The sequence below is a fragment of the Betaproteobacteria bacterium genome (genome assembly GCA_016194905.1).
GTDB lineage: Bacteria > Pseudomonadota > Gammaproteobacteria > Burkholderiales > JACQAP01 > JACQAP01.
This window is the reverse complement of the sequence record JACQAP010000021.1, coordinates 164,537-181,880: the sequence shown is the minus strand read 5'-3', so window position 1 is coordinate 181,880 and position 17,344 is coordinate 164,537. Positions and strand designations below refer to the sequence as shown.

General features: G+C 60.2%; 18 protein-coding genes. 6 read left to right on the top strand and 12 right to left on the bottom strand.

Annotated features, from left to right (window positions below; genetic code table 11):
* Positions 1-45 precede the first annotated feature (45 nt).
* From flgJ to flgB, 9 genes are all read right to left on the bottom strand, one after another.
* On the bottom strand, positions 46-942 hold the full coding sequence (gene flgJ / locus HY067_14955; GenBank protein MBI3529254.1) for a flagellar assembly peptidoglycan hydrolase FlgJ: 897 nt from the start codon (positions 940-942) through the stop codon (positions 46-48).
* A 10-nt stretch (positions 943-952) separates the two neighbouring features.
* Positions 953-2,086, bottom strand: a complete 1,134-nt coding sequence (locus HY067_14950) for a flagellar basal body P-ring protein FlgI (GenBank protein MBI3529253.1) — start codon at positions 2,084-2,086, stop codon at positions 953-955.
* Between the two features lie 8 nt (positions 2,087-2,094).
* Complete coding sequence (locus HY067_14945) at positions 2,095-2,676, bottom strand: flagellar basal body L-ring protein FlgH (protein MBI3529252.1); 582 nt, start codon at positions 2,674-2,676, stop codon at positions 2,095-2,097.
* A gap of 182 nt (positions 2,677-2,858) precedes the next feature.
* Positions 2,859-3,641, bottom strand: a complete 783-nt coding sequence (gene flgG / locus HY067_14940; protein MBI3529251.1) for a flagellar basal-body rod protein FlgG — start codon at positions 3,639-3,641, stop codon at positions 2,859-2,861.
* Positions 3,642-3,735: 94 nt separating this feature from the next.
* A complete protein-coding gene (gene flgF / locus HY067_14935; protein ID MBI3529250.1) occupies positions 3,736-4,476 on the bottom strand; it encodes a flagellar basal-body rod protein FlgF in 741 nt (246 codons plus the stop codon).
* A gap of 120 nt (positions 4,477-4,596) precedes the next feature.
* Positions 4,597-5,859 carry a flagellar hook protein FlgE gene (gene flgE / locus HY067_14930; GenBank protein MBI3529249.1) on the bottom strand — a complete coding sequence of 421 codons (1,263 nt, stop codon included), beginning with the start codon at positions 5,857-5,859 and terminating at the stop codon, positions 4,597-4,599.
* Positions 5,860-5,877: 18 nt separating this feature from the next.
* Positions 5,878-6,537, bottom strand: a complete 660-nt coding sequence (locus HY067_14925) for a flagellar hook assembly protein FlgD (GenBank protein MBI3529248.1) — start codon at positions 6,535-6,537, stop codon at positions 5,878-5,880.
* Positions 6,538-6,551: 14 nt separating this feature from the next.
* The gene (gene flgC, locus HY067_14920; protein MBI3529247.1) at positions 6,552-6,959 is read right to left on the bottom strand and encodes a flagellar basal body rod protein FlgC; all 408 of its coding nucleotides are present in this window, start codon (positions 6,957-6,959) and stop codon (positions 6,552-6,554) included.
* A gap of 6 nt (positions 6,960-6,965) precedes the next feature.
* Positions 6,966-7,337: a flagellar basal body rod protein FlgB gene (gene flgB, locus HY067_14915; protein ID MBI3529246.1), complete on the bottom strand. Its 372-nt coding sequence runs from the start codon at positions 7,335-7,337 to the stop codon at positions 6,966-6,968.
* Positions 7,338-7,526: 189 nt separating this feature from the next.
* Between flgB and flgA the strand changes: the two genes are divergently transcribed.
* The 3 genes from flgA to HY067_14900 all read left to right on the top strand — a co-directional run bounded on the left by flgA (position 7,527) and on the right by HY067_14900 (position 9,141).
* Complete coding sequence (gene flgA, locus HY067_14910) at positions 7,527-8,219, top strand: flagellar basal body P-ring formation protein FlgA (GenBank protein MBI3529245.1); 693 nt, start codon at positions 7,527-7,529, stop codon at positions 8,217-8,219.
* Positions 8,220-8,350: 131 nt separating this feature from the next.
* Positions 8,351-8,650, top strand: a complete 300-nt coding sequence (gene flgM / locus HY067_14905) for a flagellar biosynthesis anti-sigma factor FlgM (protein ID MBI3529244.1) — start codon at positions 8,351-8,353, stop codon at positions 8,648-8,650.
* Positions 8,651-8,655: 5 nt separating this feature from the next.
* Positions 8,656-9,141, top strand: a complete 486-nt coding sequence (locus HY067_14900; GenBank protein ID MBI3529243.1) for a flagellar protein FlgN — start codon at positions 8,656-8,658, stop codon at positions 9,139-9,141.
* Positions 9,142-9,297: 156 nt separating this feature from the next.
* Here HY067_14900 and HY067_14895 read toward each other — a convergent pair whose 3' ends face one another.
* The 3 genes from HY067_14895 to HY067_14885 form a co-directional block, all read right to left on the bottom strand.
* A complete protein-coding gene (locus tag HY067_14895) occupies positions 9,298-9,936 on the bottom strand; it encodes an FMN-binding negative transcriptional regulator (GenBank protein ID MBI3529242.1) in 639 nt (212 codons plus the stop codon).
* A gap of 67 nt (positions 9,937-10,003) precedes the next feature.
* Positions 10,004-11,635, bottom strand: a complete 1,632-nt coding sequence (locus HY067_14890; GenBank protein ID MBI3529241.1) for a hypothetical protein — start codon at positions 11,633-11,635, stop codon at positions 10,004-10,006.
* 76 nt (positions 11,636-11,711) lie between these two features.
* Positions 11,712-12,161: a hypothetical protein gene (locus tag HY067_14885; protein MBI3529240.1), complete on the bottom strand. Its 450-nt coding sequence runs from the start codon at positions 12,159-12,161 to the stop codon at positions 11,712-11,714.
* Positions 12,162-12,768: 607 nt separating this feature from the next.
* Between HY067_14885 and HY067_14880 the strand changes: the two genes are divergently transcribed.
* Genes HY067_14880 through HY067_14870 form a run of 3 tightly spaced genes read left to right on the top strand, consistent with a single transcriptional unit; the run spans position 12,769 to position 17,236 of the window.
* The gene (locus tag HY067_14880) at positions 12,769-14,751 is read left to right on the top strand and encodes a TonB-dependent receptor (protein ID MBI3529239.1); all 1,983 of its coding nucleotides are present in this window, start codon (positions 12,769-12,771) and stop codon (positions 14,749-14,751) included.
* A gap of 5 nt (positions 14,752-14,756) precedes the next feature.
* Positions 14,757-15,302, top strand: coding sequence for a YfiR family protein (locus HY067_14875; GenBank protein MBI3529238.1), 546 nt, complete (start codon positions 14,757-14,759; stop codon positions 15,300-15,302).
* A complete protein-coding gene (locus tag HY067_14870) occupies positions 15,299-17,236 on the top strand; it encodes an EAL domain-containing protein (GenBank protein ID MBI3529237.1) in 1,938 nt (645 codons plus the stop codon). Before HY067_14875 ends, HY067_14870 begins: the two co-directional genes overlap by 4 nt.
* The last annotated feature ends 108 nt before the right edge of the window (positions 17,237-17,344 follow it).

The following is a 17,344-nucleotide window of genomic DNA, read 5'->3' as shown; positions in this document are numbered from 1 at the left end:
GCGTTGTTAACGGCAGGCCGCGAGCGAACTTGACGTCATGCCAGCTTAGACAAGGCGCAGAAATTTGCCGTCGATGACGCCGGCGAGCTTGTCCGCATAACGCGGATCGGTGGCATATCCGGCGTCCTGCAACTCGCGCGCATAGGCACGGGCGTCGTTCGTGTTCTTCAGCACCTCGGCATAGCGCGGACTGGTCGCCAGTAGATTCGCGTAATCGCGCAATGAGTCCCGGTAAGAGTCGTAAGCGCGGAAAGTTTCGACCTTCTTTTGTGCCACGCCACCTGCGTATTCCGTGGTCTGCACCTCGACGGTACGGCCCGGCCAGCCGGCGCCGGCCTTGATGCCGAACAGGTTGTGGCTCGGCGTGCCGTCGGCCGCCCGAATTTCGGCGCGACCCCAGCCGGATTCCAGCGCGGCATGTCCGAGCAGGAAGCGCACGGGAATGCCCGTGTCGCGGCTCACCGCCTCTGCGTCGGGTGCAAGGCGTTCGATGAACATCCGCGCCTGGCTTTTCGCATCCTGTGACGTGCTCGCAGGATTTTGCGCGGGCGCTAAGGACGGCGGCGTGCCTTGCAGACTCGACGGTGAGACGCCGGGTTTCGCCGTCGGCGCCGCCGCATCCGTCGCCGCCGCCTGCGCGGCAGGCGTCAACTGGCGCGCCAGAACCTCGGTGATGCCGATTCCGCGCTTGGCCATGGACTGCGACAGTTGCTGGTCGAGCATCGAAGTGTAGAGCCGGGTCTGCTCGCTGTCGAACAGGCCGTCCTGGGCAACCGTCTCGCGCATGCTCTTGAGCATGACGTTCATCAACAGCGCCTCGAACTGGCGCGCCGTTTCCTTTACCGCGCCCTTCGGGTCGGTCCTGGCCTTCAGGCGCAGGGCATCTACGCCCTGGGTGCCGCCAGCCAGCGCGATTGCAGCGGGATCATTGCCGATTGCCATCTGGACCCGATCAGATGATCTCGAGATCGGCGCGCAGCACGCCCGCGGACTTCATGGCCTGCAGAATGGCGAGCAGATCCTGCGGTGTGGCGCCGATCGAATTGAGCGCCTTAACCACTTCGGCAAGCGATACGCCGGCCGGCATGGTGACGAGGCCGCCCTTGTCTTCGCGGATCTCGATGTTGGAGCGTTGCGCCTGCACGGTGTCGCCGCGCAGCGAAAGAACGTTCGGCTGGCTGATGACCGGTTCCGTGCTGATGATCACCGACAGGTTGCCGTGCGCGACGGCGCAGGGCTCGATGGTCACCGTCTGGTTCATCACGACCGAACCGGTGCGGGCATTGACGATGACCTTCGCCGCGCTCTTGGCCGGTACGATCTCCAGGTTTTCCAGGCGGGCCAGGAATTCCACGCGCTTGTCCTGCTCGACCGGTGCACGCACGCGCACCACCCTGCCATCGACGGCGGAGGCCAGCTCCGGTCCGACAAAGGCGTTGATCACTTCCGCAATCTGGCGGGACGTATTGAAATCCGTGGTATTCGACTCGAGATAAATGTATTCACCGCGGCCGATGGTCGTGGCAACCTCGCGCTCGACCGTCGCGCCACTCGGAACACGGCCTACGGCCAGATGGTTGACCTGCACCTTGCTGCCGTTGGCCGCTGCGCCCACCCCGCCAACCAGAACGTTGCCTTGCGCGATGGCGTACACCTGGCCATCGGCGCCTTTCAGGGGCGTCATCAGCAATGTGCCGCCGCGCAGACTCTTCGCATTACCGAGCGATGACACGGTCAGATCGATGGTCTGTCCGGACCGGGTGAATGCCGGCAACGTTGCCGTTACCATCACCGCGGCCACATTCTTGAGTTGCAGGCTGGTGCCGGGCGGCAACTGCACGCCGAGTTGCGACAACATCGCCTGCAGGCTCTGCGTGGTGAACGGGGTCTGGGTGGTCTGGTCGCCGCTGCCGTCAAGGCCGACCACGAGCCCGTAACCGATCAACTGGTTATCGCGCACGCCCTGCACTCTCGCCATTTCCTTGAGGCGATCCGCGTGCGCGGATCGCGCCAGCGGCCCGAAACACAAGGCGCTAATCAGCACAAGAAACCACGCGGCGGCTTTTAGTTTTTCGGGATCTTTCATTTGCATTTTCAAAATGGCAGTACGTTGTTGAAGAATCTCGCAAGCCATCCCATCGTTTGCGCCTCGTCGATGTAGCCGTTGGCGCGGTATTCGATGCGCGCATCGGCCACCTGGGTGGAAATGACGCTGTTGCTGGCACTGACTGTCACCGGATTGACCACCCCGGAGAAGCGGATGAATTCGGAGCCCTGGCTCATTGCGATCTGCTTTTCGCCGCTGACCAGCAAATTGCCGTTCGGCAGCACCTCGATGACGGTCACGGTCACCGTGCCGGTGAAATCGTTGCTTGCCGCGGCCTGGCCTTTGCCGTCGAACTTGTTCGAAGAACTGGCATCGAGCCCCAGTCCCTGGAACGTTTTGCCGGGCAATCCCTGTACGGTGGGCACCGACGCGGAGACTGCGCTCGTGCGCTCCGCGCCGGCACCGGACTTCTTGTTCGCGGCGGTCTTTTCCGTGATGAAGATGGTCAGCGTGTCGCCGACGAAGCGCGCGCGCCTGTCTTCGAACAGCGGGCGGAAGTTGGCCTGTTGATAGATCGAACCCGCCGGCTGCGCGCGCGCCCCCGCGTCCGGCAGCGGCCGCGCCGTCATCGGCTGGTGCACGATGGGCGGCTGATTGACGGCACAGGCGGGCATTAATGTCGCCGATGCAATCAAGATAATTCGGTACAAGCGCATGGTTCGTATCCCTTGTGACAAGGACTGAGGACTCAGTAAAAGCCGACCACGGCACAAATCACTCAGTCCTGAGTCCCGAGTCCTGAGTCCCGCCTTTACAATTGCGTCAGTCTCGCCAGCATCTGGTCGGAGGTCTGGATCGATTTCGAGTTGATTTCGTAAGCGCGCTGGGTCTGGATCATGTTCACCAGTTCCTCGACGACGTTGACGTTCGAAGTCTCGACGTAGGACTGGTTCAGAAGGCCGGCGCCATTCGAGCCCGGCGCGTTCGGCTGCGGGGCGCCGGACGCCGCCGTTTCCAGGTAAAGGTTCTCACCGCGCGACTGCAATCCCCCGGTATTGATGAAGGTCGCAAGCTGCATCTGTCCGATTTGCGTCGGCGTGCTGGACCCGGCCTGCGTAACGGAAACGATGCCGTCCTTGGCGATGGTTACAGAGATGACGTTCGCCGGCATGGTGATCGCAGGCTGGACCTGGTACCCGCTGGATGTAACCAGTTGGCCCTGACTGTTCAACTGGAATGCGCCATCGCGCGTATACGCCGTCGTGCCGTCCGGCAGCAATACCTGGAAGAAGCCGTCACCCTGGATCGCCACATCGAGGGCATTGCCGGTCTGCTGAATATTGCCCTGCGTGAAGACGCGCTCGGTTGCGATGGGCTGCACGCCGGTACCGATCTGCATCCCCGATGGCACCTCGGTCTGCTGCGAGGACTGCGCGCCGGGCTGGCGCAGCGTCTGGTACAGCAGATCCTCGAACACCGCACGCTGGCGCTTGAACCCGTTGGTGCTGACGTTCGCCAGGTTATGGGCGATCACATCCATCTGGGTCTGCTGCGCTTCCAGTCCGGTCTTCGAAATCCACAACGAGCGAATCATGGTGTTGATCCTAGTGAAAGGGCCGGATTGCGAGGACTGCGGACCGAGCCATTCATCCAACTCGACCCTCGTACCTTGAATCTCGAACCGGATGTCATCTTGCCGTCAGAACCGTCATGGCCTGCGAGGCATTGCTCTCCGCGTTCTGCAGCATCTTCATCTGCATGTCGAACTGGCGGGCGTTCTCGATCAGGCTGACCATGGCCTCGACCACGTTGACGTTGCTTCCTTCCAGGACGCCGGGCGCCAGCGCAACGCTGGCATCGGGTTCGGCGGGGTTCCCGCTCTTCATGCGGAACAAGCCGTCGCCGCCACGCACGATTTCGCTTTCGGAGGGATTGACCAGTTTGATCCGGCCGACGGTGGCCACCGCATTGGGTACGCCGATCGTCGGCACCATGGAGATCGTGCCATCGGATGCGATCGTCAGCGTCGAGTCAGGCGGGATCGCGATCGGCCCCCCATCCCCGAGCACCGCATTGCCATTGCGGGTCTGCAGTTGTCCATTTACGCTGACCTGGAGATCACCGGCTCGCGTATAGGCCTCGCCGCCATCCGCGGTCTGCACCGCAATGAATCCCCCACCCTGAACCGCGATGTCGAGCGGGCGACCAGTCTGCTGTAGCACGCCCGGCGCCAGATCCGCACCAACTGTCGAGTCCACTACGAAGGCACGCGTGTTCAACCCGTCTCCAATCACGGGGACGACACGAAACGCGCTCAACTCGGCGCGGAACCCCGTGGTGTTGGCATTGGCCAGGTTGTGCGCCACCACCGCCTGCTGATCGAGCAGGTGCTTGGCGCCGGTCATTGCCGTGTAGATGAGTCGATCCATGTGAAATCAGTGAAGAGTGAACGGTGAACAGTGAAGGAATGAATAAGTGAAGGGTGTAGGTCCCTCTAGTCCCTAGCCCCTAGTCCCTGTTCTCCAGTCCCTCGTCCCTCAATCTCCGCGTTAGCGGAGATTGACGAGCGTCTGCAATATTGAATCCTGCGTCTTGATCGTCTGCGCATTGGCCTGGTAGGCGCGCTGCATCGTGATCATGTTGACGAGTTCGGCGGTCAGGTCGACATTGGATTCTTCGACCGAGGAGGCCTGCAACAGTCCCAGCGAACCGGTGCTCGGCGCGCCGACCGCCGCCGGACCCGAATCCGATGCTTCCGCCCACTGGTTGTTACCCAGCGGCTTCAGCCCTTGAGGATTGTTGAAGTTCGCCAGTACGATCTGGCCGATGTTGCGCGACTGGCCGTTGCTGTAACGGCCCTGGATGATGCCGTCCTGGCCGACCGCGAGTCCGGCCAACCGACCGGAGGTATAGCCGTTCTGTGCCAGCGAGCTGACGCCGAAGCTGGAGCCGAATTGCGAGGTGCCGCGGAAATCCATCGTGAACGTCAGCGGCGTGGTCGCGCCATTGACCAGCCCGAGGTCGGTCGCGACGGCAGCCAGATCGATGGTCGCCGTAATCGGCATCGCGGTTGTCAGGACGCCGCCGGTGCTGAAATCGAGCGGCGTCGCCACGCCGGCTCCACCGCCGAGATCCACGTTCGCAGCCGGCGTCCCGTCCACTGTGGCAAACGTATTCCATTGATTGGGCGTTGCAGTCTTGACGAAGAACATCGACAGCAGATGCGGATTGCCCAAAGTGTCGTACAGCGTCAGGGACGTCGAATTGTTGTAGCTGGTCGGATCCGCCGGATCGAAGGTCGCGGTGACTGGTTGCGCCAGACGCGCGTCCAGGTTCAGCGTGGCGTCCATGGTGGTAGTAACCTGCGGTGCAATGTCTCCGGTCGGGATTTGCAGTGGAGTCGGCGAAGACGGCACGATCAGGCCATTCGCATCCACCGGATATCCGGTCAGCGACAGGCCCTGGGCGTTGACGATGAAGCCCGCCTTGTCGAGCTGGAACTGGCCGTTGCGGCTGAAGGTGATTGCGCCGTTGTCGCTCATGCGGAAAAAACCGTTGCCGTTGATGGCGACATCCAGCGGATTGCTCGTTGAGGAGACATTGCCCTGCGAAAACTGCTGCGCAATCGTGGCAACCTGGGTGCCGATGCCGACCGCATTGCCCCCGCCCAGCAGCGAATTGGCGTACACATCCGCGAACTGCGCCTGCGAGGACTTGAAGCCGACCGTGTTCGAGTTGGCGATGTTGTTGCCGATGACGTCCAATCCCTTGGACGCCGCGTTCAGACCGCTCAGACCCTGCTGAAATGCCATGACTGTCTCCTTGCCGAATTATAAGAATCGTTTGATATCGGCGATGCCGACATTGCCCGCGCCGGATAGCTGCAACTGGATGCTGCCGTCTGCGGCACTGCCTACCGACTGCACTTTTCCGCTGATAAGCGTTGTCGCGGTCACTGCCGCGCTGCCTGAACTGGCCTTGGCCGAGACGACATACTTGCCCGCGGGCAACGCCGTCCCGGACGCATCCAGGCCATCCCACTCCAACGTCGTCGCGCCCTGCGGTTGTGCGCCGGTCTGAAAACTCTCCACGACATTGCCTTTGCTGTCGGCGATATCGATCGTCATGCCATCGACGGCTTGCGGCAGGTCTACGCCGAAGCGCACGGGCTGCCCGCTGAAACTGATTTGATTGCCGGCCACCAGCACTTCACGGCCGACCAGCATCGCCGCCTGCAGCGACTGCTGCGCAGCACTGGACGCGGCCATCTGCCCGAGCGTCTTGTTGAGTTGCTCGATTCCGGTCACCGTGTTCAGTTGCGCCAGTTGTGTCGTGACCTGGGCATTGTCCATCGGATTGAGCGGGTCCTGGTTCTGCATCTGCGTCACCAGCAGCTTGAGAAAGCGGTCCTGTGCATCGGCAGCGGAACTCGTCGAGGCCTTTGCCGTCGATGCACCCAGTGTGCTTTGCAGCTCTGCAATCGTCGTCATGTTTTTCTCCGCGATTACTGGCCGATGGTCAGCGTTTTCGCCAGCAGTGTCTTGGCGGTGTTCATGGCTTCGACGTTGTTCTGGTACGCGCGCGAAGCCGAGATCATGTTCACCATTTCCTCGACGACATTGACGTTGGGCATGGTCACGTATCCGCTGGCGTCGGCCATTGGATGATTCGGTTCGAAGAGTCGTTTCATCGGCGAGGGGTCCTCGATCACGCCGGTGACGCGTACCCCGGCGTTTTCCGGGCTGCCCATGTTCTGCGTGGAGAACACGACCTGCCTGGCCTTGTAAGCCTTGCCGTCGGGACCGGAGGCGCTGTCCGCGTTGGCCAGGTTGCTGGCCACTACGTTCAGCCGCTGTGACTGCGCCGTCATCGCCGAAGCGGCGACGTCGAATATCTTCAACAATGAAGTCATGATCGACTACCCCTGGATGGCCGCGAGCATCATGCGGATCTGATGCGTCAACATCGTGATGTTGGCTTCGTAGTGCACCGTGTTCTCGGCGAACTGGGCGCGCTCGACGTCCATGTCCACCGTGTTTCCGTCGATGGACGGCTGGATCACGCTTCGATACAACAATTCGGGCTGGGGCGCTGGTGTCGCGCCGCCGGAAGCCTCCGTCGTCGCCGGCTGCGCCACGGCCGTGGCCAGCGCAGACTTGAAATCGAAATCGCGCGCCTTGTATCCCGGCGTATCGGCATTCGCAATGTTCGATGCCAGCACCTGCTGGCGCTGCGAGCGCAGGTTCAGCGCCTGGTGATTGAAATTCAACAACTCGTCGAGCTTGTTCATCCGTGCGGCTCCTGCGGGCCTTGACCCGCTTTTTCACGGAGCCCATGCTAGGCTGTCCATTGCAACGGCAAATTTGCGAAAAGAGGCGGAAAGGCCCCTCAATTCGGGACACGGTGCACACCGCTTTCAGGGGATCATTGCATCCGACGGCAAGAATTGCCGGTGAGTCACGCGGGCCACGCGAAGGAGATGGAGTTGAAGCGAACCGGATTGCTGACGACGATGCTAGTGGTGGTCTCGCTGCACGCAGCCGAGTTGCGTCAGGATCCCGCGCAGATCAACAATGCAGCGGAAAGTTTCCTGAAGCGGGAAACCGAAGGTCTGCCCGGCCAGGTCACCATCGAAGTCGGAAAGATCGACACGCGAGTTTCGTTGTCGGCATGCACGCGGTTGCAGACTTTTTTCCCGGCGGGCAGCCGGGCGTGGGGACAAACCACCGTCGGCGTGCGTTGTGCAATTCCTTCCGCCTGGACGATCTACGTGCCGGCCAGCGTCAAAGTCTCCGCCAGTTATTTGATAGCCGCCCGGCCGCTCGCGCTCGGCCAGGAAATCGCCGCCGGCGATTTTTCGGTGCAACAGGGAGACCTCACGCAGCTACCCGCCGGTGTACTGACCGACGCCTCGCAAGCCATGGGCCGCCGTCTCGCCAACAGCGTGCGGGCGGGTCAGCCATTGCGCCGCGATGCGGTGCACGAACCGCCGGCCATCGTTCAGGGCCAATTGGTCGCCCTGATCGTGAATGGGCGCGGATTCAGGATCAGTTCGGAAGGCCATTCTCTGGGCAAGGCCCCCGAAGGTGAGCGCGTTCAGGTAAAAACCCTCACCGGCGCCGTCGTCAGCGGCATCGTGCGTCCCGGGCCGATCGTCGAAGTGGTCAAATAGGGCTCAAGGACTCGTGGGCGGGTGCCGATAACAGGACCGACAGGTGGATAAAATAGCGGTTCGCGGCCTAAAGTCCCCAGGGGAAATGCCGATAAACTATCGAACCAGCTTCAGACCAAGGAAGATTTGCCATGAAGATCGATAATTCATTCAAGTCCGTGGGGAGCATCGCCGGTGAAGGTGTCACCGGCAAGAGCGGCAAGACGGATTCGGCCAGGCCCGAGCCTGGCGTCAGCGTCGAACTCAGCGGCCTGTCCTCCCAGTTGCAGGCACTGGACGCGCAAGTATCCAGCGGCGAAGTCGTCGATGCGGCCCGCGTAGCGGAGATCAAGCAGGCCATCTCGGAGGGCCGTTTCAAGGTCAATCCGGACGTCGTGGCGGACCGTCTGCTGCAGACCGTCCGGGACCTGATCGTCGCTTACAAGCGATAACCGACATGATGCAGACCCCGGCGCGATCAGGCTCCAATGCTGGCAGTTTCGCCAAGGCCGTTGCGGAAGAACTCGTTACGATGCAATCGTTCGTGACGCTGCTCGAGCAGGAACGCGGCGCGCTCGGTGAAGGCAAGGCCGACACGCTCCCCGGGCTGGCCGCGGAAAAAACCACCCTCATGGAAATTCTTTCGCGTTGTGCCGAACAGCGTGCGCGCCTGCTCGGCGTCGCCGGTGTATCGGGGACCGCGGCGGGCATACGGCAACTTCTCGGCTCCGATCCCGACGCACAGGAAATCTGGAGCAACCTGCTCGACGTGGCGCGGCGCGCTGCCGAACTGAACGCCGGAAACGGATTTCTGGTCAACCAGCGCCTTGCGCATGTCGATCGCGCGATCGACGCGATCAGCGGCCCCCGCACCTCGCTTTACAGCACGAGCGGCATCACCAATTATGGCTCCGGTGCTTCGCGCCGCCTGGCTCAAGGCTGATCCCCCTTCCCGTTCAAATGAAAACGCCGGCAGACGCCGGCGTTTTCATTTGCATAGGCAGGTGGTTGAATCCGGTCAGCGGAAACCCGTGTGCGAGATCCAGAAACCGAACACGGCGAGCACGAACACCCCCCGTGAACCAATCCACCCCGCGCCCTAGGCCTTCCAGTTGCGTTCGACCGCGTCAGCCATCGCCTGCGCAACCGCATCGTCCGATTCGCGCAATCCCGCCACGACGCCTTGTTGATCCGCCGCCGGCCGATTCTGGCTGGTCTTCCATTTTCCGACCAGCCGGGTAACGGCAATTTCGATCCCGACGATTGCACGCAACTGCATGGCGACGAATTCCTCCGGCGCATCGCTGATAGCCCACGGCTGTGCACGGGCCGCCTCGAAACGAGCGGTCAATCCACCGACAAACTTGCGCAACCAGTCGGCGTCCTCGATGACACGCATGGCGCCGTAGGCATGCACCACGATGTAGTTGAAAGTCGGCACCACTTTCCCGGTTTCCCTTTTGGTCTGGTACCAGGACGGCGTGATGTAGATTTGCGGCCCCTGAAAAATCACCAGCGATTCGACTTCCTTCGAGAACTCGCGCCACACCGGATTCGCCCGCGCTACGTGAGCGCGCAATGTACCGAACGGCGCGGGCGCGGGGTCGATCTCAAAGGGAACATGGTTTGCGTTCAGCCCATCGGAGCCGAACGTAACCAGCGCACCCAGCGGATGGCTGCGGATCAGTTCGTGCAAAACTTCGGCGCGGGTTTCTTCGAAGTGGGAAGGCAGATACATTCGGATCGATCCTGCGGCAGCCGGGTTGCGACCCCGAAAGTGTAACCCATGTCCTCAGACTATTTTGTTACCGATCTCCCCGACCGTTCACTCTATCAAAGAGGTTCCCCTGAACACCTCGCTCCAGTTCGCGTGCACTACGAGCTTGGGGCTGCTCCTTGGCGCCTGTCTCTACGTCGGGCTCGTCCAAGAAGGCTTCGGGGCTCGTACCAGTTGATGCCTCCTCAAACACGCGCGCAACACGATCCAGCCCATAGACGGGTGCTTCTCGGATGCCAACGCGATGACTATCTTCTCCTCTCCGCCAGAACTCTATTATCTCGATGCTTCTCCGTCGTGGTTCCATGAACAAAGAAAAGTCCAACGTGTACGCTTCATAGCGGCCGCTACGACCCGATGCCGCAGAGGTGTCGGGTTCGACGACATGGATTAGCTTGAAGTCCATCAACTGCTGAATAAGACGGTGTTCTCCAGGATGCTGCTGGGCCTCGTCCTGCGAGATCAAGAATGCCGTCTTGCGCTTCTCCTTGAGGCAAAACGTCAATAGATCAACCAGAACACGGTCAAGACCCGCGGCGTCTAAACCTGCGTCATCACGCAGATTCTTGAGCTTGGTCTGGTACGCCAAGCGGCCGGCTCCCTTGTATATGTTTCTGGGAGTCAGCCACTTTGCTCGCTCCTCTGGCACTCCAACTTCTACGGCGTTGACGAAGATATTCAGGAAGTCGCGTGGAACACCACCCGAGGCGAGCGTTAGAGCCTGAAGCGCGTCCGGGTTAAAGTAGGCCATGAGGTCTGTCACTCCGACGCGCTCGCCCATCGTTCTGAGCATCTGAAGGAGGTACTGTTCTGTCGCCTCCAGGTCCTCCAGGGTTCGGTCAAGATTGATCTCCTCTACATCCTGGCCCAACTCAACGCCGACTGTCTGCGGTCGGTTCCGGAGCAGCGTCGTGCGGTGGCGGATCGTCGCAACCTTGAGGTAGACGTCGCTGTCACGCAACAACCGATGGATATAGTCGAAAACGTCGGCCTGCCATTCTCTAGAAATGAGATAGAAATCGTCAATCAGGACACAGCCTCTCTCTGCCCTTGATGTCTTCACGGCGCTGATGATGGCGTTCTTGTAGTCTCTCAAATGTCTTTCCAAGGTGTCGATTTTCCGCTCCTTGAACCTGGAGGAGCGCGTTTGAGCTTGATCTGTTGTGGACCCAATCGCAGCCTGCCCCACACCTTGGGCGCTTACGTTGACACCGGCTGTGTCTGCTGTGCGGTGCTGCCGATCTTCTATTACCTCTGACTCGTCGGCAACGTCCAACAGCTTACGAAGTTCTTCGGCCGCGACGCGAGTCGGCGCTGGTCTCCGAAGGAGTTTTTTGAATACAGCCCAGCGCACTGGCATTGATTCAAGTATTTCAACGAGTAGCCGGATCAGGATGTCCGGATAGGTGAGCTTCTTGAACTCGTCAGCGAGAACGTAGATCGGGAGGATACGGCTGTCCGCCGTAGTATTTAGGTAGTGCACGAGGAGGCAGGACTTCCCCGATCCACGGCGGCCGAAAATTACCTGGTGTTGGGCCGCAGCAATGCGCTCAAGGCTTCCACCAAGGTCAACATATAGAGGGCGCTGGTTCCGGCGAACGCGAAAGCTGTCCTTGATCAGATTCGTCAGCTTCTTGATCGATGGATCGCTTAGCGGCATGGTGATTGCACCGGTAATGGAACGGATAACACCTTGGTGAGGGGCGGACCGTGCGGACGGTCCGCTCGACCCAAAGTTAGGCTGAGACAGCAGGACACAAGGCCCGAGCCCACGCAAAAAACAAAAGGTTACCTAGGCCAAACACGAACACAATCACGGCAACAAACATAGCTTGGCGCATTGCGACCAAATGTGTACTGGAAGATTCCGAGCGTATTTTCATCTCTGCTGAATTGCCGCCTGCCCCACTCACACGTGCTTTGACGTCCCACATCTTGTATTGATGTTTCCAGTACGCGGCGAATACGGCCGATATCAGACTGATACCCATCAATGTGAGAAAGGTAAGAAATGGTAGCTTTCCCGCAAGCTTGAGGAGAGTTTCTGACTGCGCTAAGGCAGCAAACAGTGAGCCGCCAGAAACTGCTTGAAGAACGCCGATAACGAAGGATTCGTTTGAGAATAGAACATCCCGTTCCTTTTGGTGGGCCTCCAAGAACTTCTCTTCTTCCGTTTTCTCAGTCATGGTCGGCCTAACGTAAAGCAGAACTCCTAAAAGACACTTTATTTTGCGTCACTTCGGACGCCTGATATTTTCGGGTCAATGCAATCTGCATGGCGATTCAATCTAGACCGTCTTGGACCACATTGCAAACCATCACCTCAGTAGTACCCTGCCACCCCCCTCGATTACCCGTCGAGGACGCTCACTGAATATTGAAAGGAATCCTCCGCACTAGCGCTTTTCAATTCCTGGTCGCAAAACAAAAGCCGGCATGGCCGGCATTCGATTTTCATCCATCGCGCCTGATTGAGGCATCACGCCTTTCCATAGTTCATGGTTCTTCGCGCAGCAGCGACTTGGCTCTGGCTCTCCATCACCAGCCACCCAGTCTATGCCTGTCCGCGGATACACCGGAACCGGGTAGCCGCTCCCCTGCTTAACCTCTCAAGAACGACCGGCTGTCTGCCGATAAATCCGTAGTGTTTCCGATATCCCGAACACGAACACGTACCCCTGGCAAATGACTCAGCGTCGGAAACAGCCCGATTTCCTAGCGTCCCGCCCTCAATCCCTGCGCCAGGCAGGGGCTGCGTGCGCACGGCACCTGTCGAAGTTTGTCAGCGCTCTCGTGGCATTCGCACTGTGGAACGGCGTTACCCTGGCGGCCGGTCCAGTTTCAGAGGCGCAGTCCGCCGATAAGCTCGTTGAACTGCCTCTGGAACAGCTCCTGGATGTGCAGGTCTATGCAGCGTCCAAGTTCCTGCAAAAGGCCTCGGATGCGCCCTCGGCCGTGACCGTGATCACGGCCAGCGAGATCGAAGCCTACGGCTACCGCTCGCTCGCGGACGTCCTGAAGAGCATCCGTGGCCTGTATGTGTCCAATGATCGCAATTACAGCTATCTAGGCGTGCGCGGCTTCTCCCGACCCGGCGACTACAACACGCGAGTTCTGCTGCTCCTGGACGGCTACCGTATCAACGACAACGTCTTCGACCAGGCGGTCATCGGCTACGAGTTTCCCATCGACGTGGATCTCATTGACCGCGTCGAGTTCATCCCCGGGCCGGGCTCCTCGATGTATGGCAGCAACGCCTTTCTCGGCGTCATCAACGTCGTCACCAAGCACGGCCATGACTACGCCGCGACCGAGATCAAGGGCGAAGTCGCCAGCGCCGAGACCGTGAGCGGACGAGCGACCTACGGCCGCCAGTGGGGCGGCGACCACGAACTGCTGCTGTCCGCCTCCGGTCTGAACAGCGAAGGCCGCGACCTGTTCTTCCCGGAGTTCAACTCACCCGCCACCAACAATGGCGTAGCCCAGGGTCTCGATTACGAGCGGGCGCAGTTCTTCCTGGGCAAGTTCAGCGCTTCGGGCTTGAGCTTCGGGGTCCTCCATCACGAGCGCACGAAGGGTATCCCCACCGGTTCCTTCGGACAACTCTTCAACGACCCGCGCAGCCAGACGGTGGACGGGCGCAACTCCCTTAGCCTGGCCTACGACACCGCCTGGTCAAGTACTGAGCTCTCCGCGCGCGCGAGCTATACGGACTGGCACTATCGTGGCGACTACGTACTCGACTATCCGCCGGTCACTGTAAACCAGGATCGCGTCAGGGGCCGCTGGTGGGATGGCGAGATCAAACTCACGAGCAGTCCGCTCAACGGACACCGCCTGGTAACCGGCGTCGAATACCAGCAGGATCTCGAGCAGACACAAATGAACTTCGACGACAGCCCCCGTGTGGTTTATCTGGACAATCATCACCACGACTATCGCTATGGGGTCTATGCTCAGGACGAGATCAGCGTTGCGCAGAAGCTGCTCTTCAATGCCGGACTGCGCTACGACTACTACTCGACCGGCCTGGACTCCGTCAATCCGCGCCTGGCCGCCATTTTCAAGCCACGGGACACGACCTCGCTCAAATTGCTCTATGGCACGGCCTTCCGTGCTCCCAACGCCTACGAACTCTACTACGGGACAACGACCACTTCGGGCTTCAAGACCAATCCCAATCTGGAGCCGGAAACCATCGCGACCTATGAGTTCGTCGCCGAGGAACGGCTGCCCGGAGGTTTCCGGCTGACCGGGTCGGCTTTCCACTACGACATCAGAAACCTCATCAGCCTGACGACTGATCCCGTCGATGGCCTCCTCGTATTCATCAACCTCGAGCACGTCAGGGTCAATGGCATCGAGTTCGAAGCGGAGAAGATCTGGGCCAGCGAGGCCAAGCTAAGGGCCAGCTTGACGTGGCAACGCGCAGTCGATTCCGAGGGAAGCGAAACGGCGGAGCGTATGACAAACTCTCCCAGTCTTCTGGCCAAACTGAACTTCATGACCCCGCTGTGGCGGGATTTCTTCCAGCTCGGATTGGAATCGCAGTACGTCAGCAATCGGCGCACGCTGCGCGGCGAAAACACCGGCGCGTATGCGATATTCAACGCCACGCTCCTGACTCGAAAGCTCGCTCCGGGGTTAGTAGTCTCGGCCAGCGTGTACAACCTCTTCGACAAGGCGTACGCCGACCCGGCGTCCGAGGAGCACGTGCAGAACGTCATCGTGCAGGATGGTCGCATCTATCGACTGTCGGCTAGCTATCGGTTTTAGCCGCCATGACGCGCGCTTGGGAACCGCTGCTGCTGGGGATCGTGATTGCGCTGATGATTTCGGCGTCCGGCCCTGCTCGCTCGCAAGTGGCCCCCGAAGACGCTCTTAAGGTGGCGCTCATCTACAACTTCGCCCTGTTCGTGGAATGGCCTCAAGAGAGCGAACACAGAAGTGATCCGCTCTTCTATATCTGCTTGACGGGAGAGGACGCATTGGGCGCCAGCATCGCTGCGCTCGAGCACAAGACCATACGTGGCAGGAAGATCGGAATACGGCGGCTCAAGGGACCGGGTCTCCCCGATACCTGCGACCTGTTGTTCGTGTCCAGTTCGGAGAAGCGTCGTCTGGCCGGGATTGCGGTCACCCTCCAGGGAAAATCCGTCCTCACCATCTCCGATGCGGAAGGGGCGGCGCGCGATGGCATGATTATCGGGCTGGACGTGGCCAATCAGAAAATGGTGTTCGATATCAACCCACACGCGGCAAGCCGGCAGAGTCTATCCATCAGCTCCAAGCTCCTGAGGCTGTCACGATCGGTCCTCGGAAAATGATGATCCAAAAACTCGATCTGGTCCTAGCCAGGCTGGGGGTAAGTCAGCGTTCCGATGCGATCAATCTCATCGCGGTGGCAATTGCTCTGGTGATCGCGGGTGCGGTCCTCACGTTTTTCGAGATGCGGTCGCTCAGGATATCGCTGCACGACGATCTTCAAGCACAAGCCCAAATCGTCGGAGACAACGCTCAGGCAGCGCTTGCCTTTGGAGACCGTAAGAACGCAACCGAGATCCTATCCGCCCTGCGTGCATCGCCGACGGTCATCGACGCGATTATCTACGACAACCGGGAGCAGCCGTTCGCGGTGTACCAGCGCCAGCCCTCTGCTGGCCACGCTTCCACGCATCCGCTCACGGGTCAAGAGCACTTCTCGCTGGACCACATCGATGTAGTGCATCCCGTCCAATACAGCGAAGGGGAGCTTGGGTCAGTGCAGGTCCGCGGCAGCTTGCGGCTGGTCTACTCTCGTCTCGCGGGATTCATTGGCACAACGGCAGTGACCGGCTTGCTGGCGATGGGCGTCGCCTACTTGCTGATATCGGGCCTGCGCACCGCCGTCCGGCGGGCAGAGGAACAGCTCACCTACTTGGCCCATTACGATCCAGTCACCAATCTGCTCAACCGGCACACCTTCAACGAGCGCCTGGACTTCGCCCTCGCGCGCGCAAAACGTTTTCATAGCAGCGTCGGCTTACTGTTACTCGATTTGGACAACTTCAAGTCGGTCAACGACAGCCAGGGCCACCAAGCCGGAGACGCGCTGCTGCACTCGGTAGGCGAGCGACTGACCAAGGTCCTGCGGCGCGCCGACGCGGTCTGCCGATTGGGCGGTGACGAGTTTGCCGTGATCCTGGAGAATCCCGCGGACAAGCAGGCAGCCAACTTGGTGGCAAAAGCGCTGGTCGACAAGCTCGGCAAGCCGTACGTCATCGAATCGCGTGAGGTCTATTCCACGGTCAGCTGTGGAATCGCCTTTTATCCGGATCACGCCAGCGATGCGCCCAGCCTTGTCCGCAATGCCGACACGGCGATGTACCACGCCAAGGACGCGGGCCGGAACTGTTTTCAGGTCTTCAAAGAGGAGATGAACCAGAGCACGATGCGGCGTCTTAACATCGAGAATAGCTTGCGCAAAGCGTTGCAGAATGGGGAGTTCCGGCTTAGCTTTCAGCCCAAGGTGAACGTCCAGCAAAACCGCGTTGTCGGCGCCGAAGCGCTGCTGCGCTGGGAGAATCCAGAGTTGGGTAAGGTGAGCCCTGCGGAATTCATACCGATTGCGGAAGAAAGCAATCTCATCATCTCCATCGGCGAGTGGGTGCTGCGCGAGGCGTGCCACCAGGCGATGGTCTGGGAACAGCAGGGATTGGGCGCTCTGACTGTATCGGTCAACCTCTCGGCGCGCCAGTTCGAGGACAATCACCTGCTGAAACGGGTGCTCTCCAGTTTGCGCGAGAGCGGCTTGCCACCCGATCGGCTCGAGCTCGAACTGACGGAAAGCATACTGATGGAGAATGTCGAATCGCACATCCGCGTTCTGAACGAGCTCTTCTCAATCGGAGTGAAACTGTCGATCGACGACTTCGGGACGGGTTACTCATTCATGGGCTACCTGAAGCGCTTTCCAATTGACACGCTCAAAATCGATCGCACGTTCATACGCGGTCTTCCACAGGACAAAGAAGACGCCGCCATCACCCAGGCTATCATCGTGCTGGCTCACGCGCTGGGACTGGCAGTCGTGGCGGAAGGAGCCGAAACCATCGAGCAGAAGAACTTCCTCCGTCAATACGGCTGCGACATCATTCAGGGGTACGTTTTTAGCCCGCCACTGCCCGTGGAAGCGTTTGCTCAATGGGTCCGCAAGAAGGGAATTGCGCCGGCCGGCGATGACGGCGACGAAGAAGCGTTATCTCAGTTGGAACTGGGTTAAGAGAAGTACTGGCCGCGGTGAATGGTAGAAAAAGGAGCCCATCGGAAGGGAGGGACCGACGAGCTCCTGATCCAAAACTCCGGACCATGACTCATATGACCGCGTCAA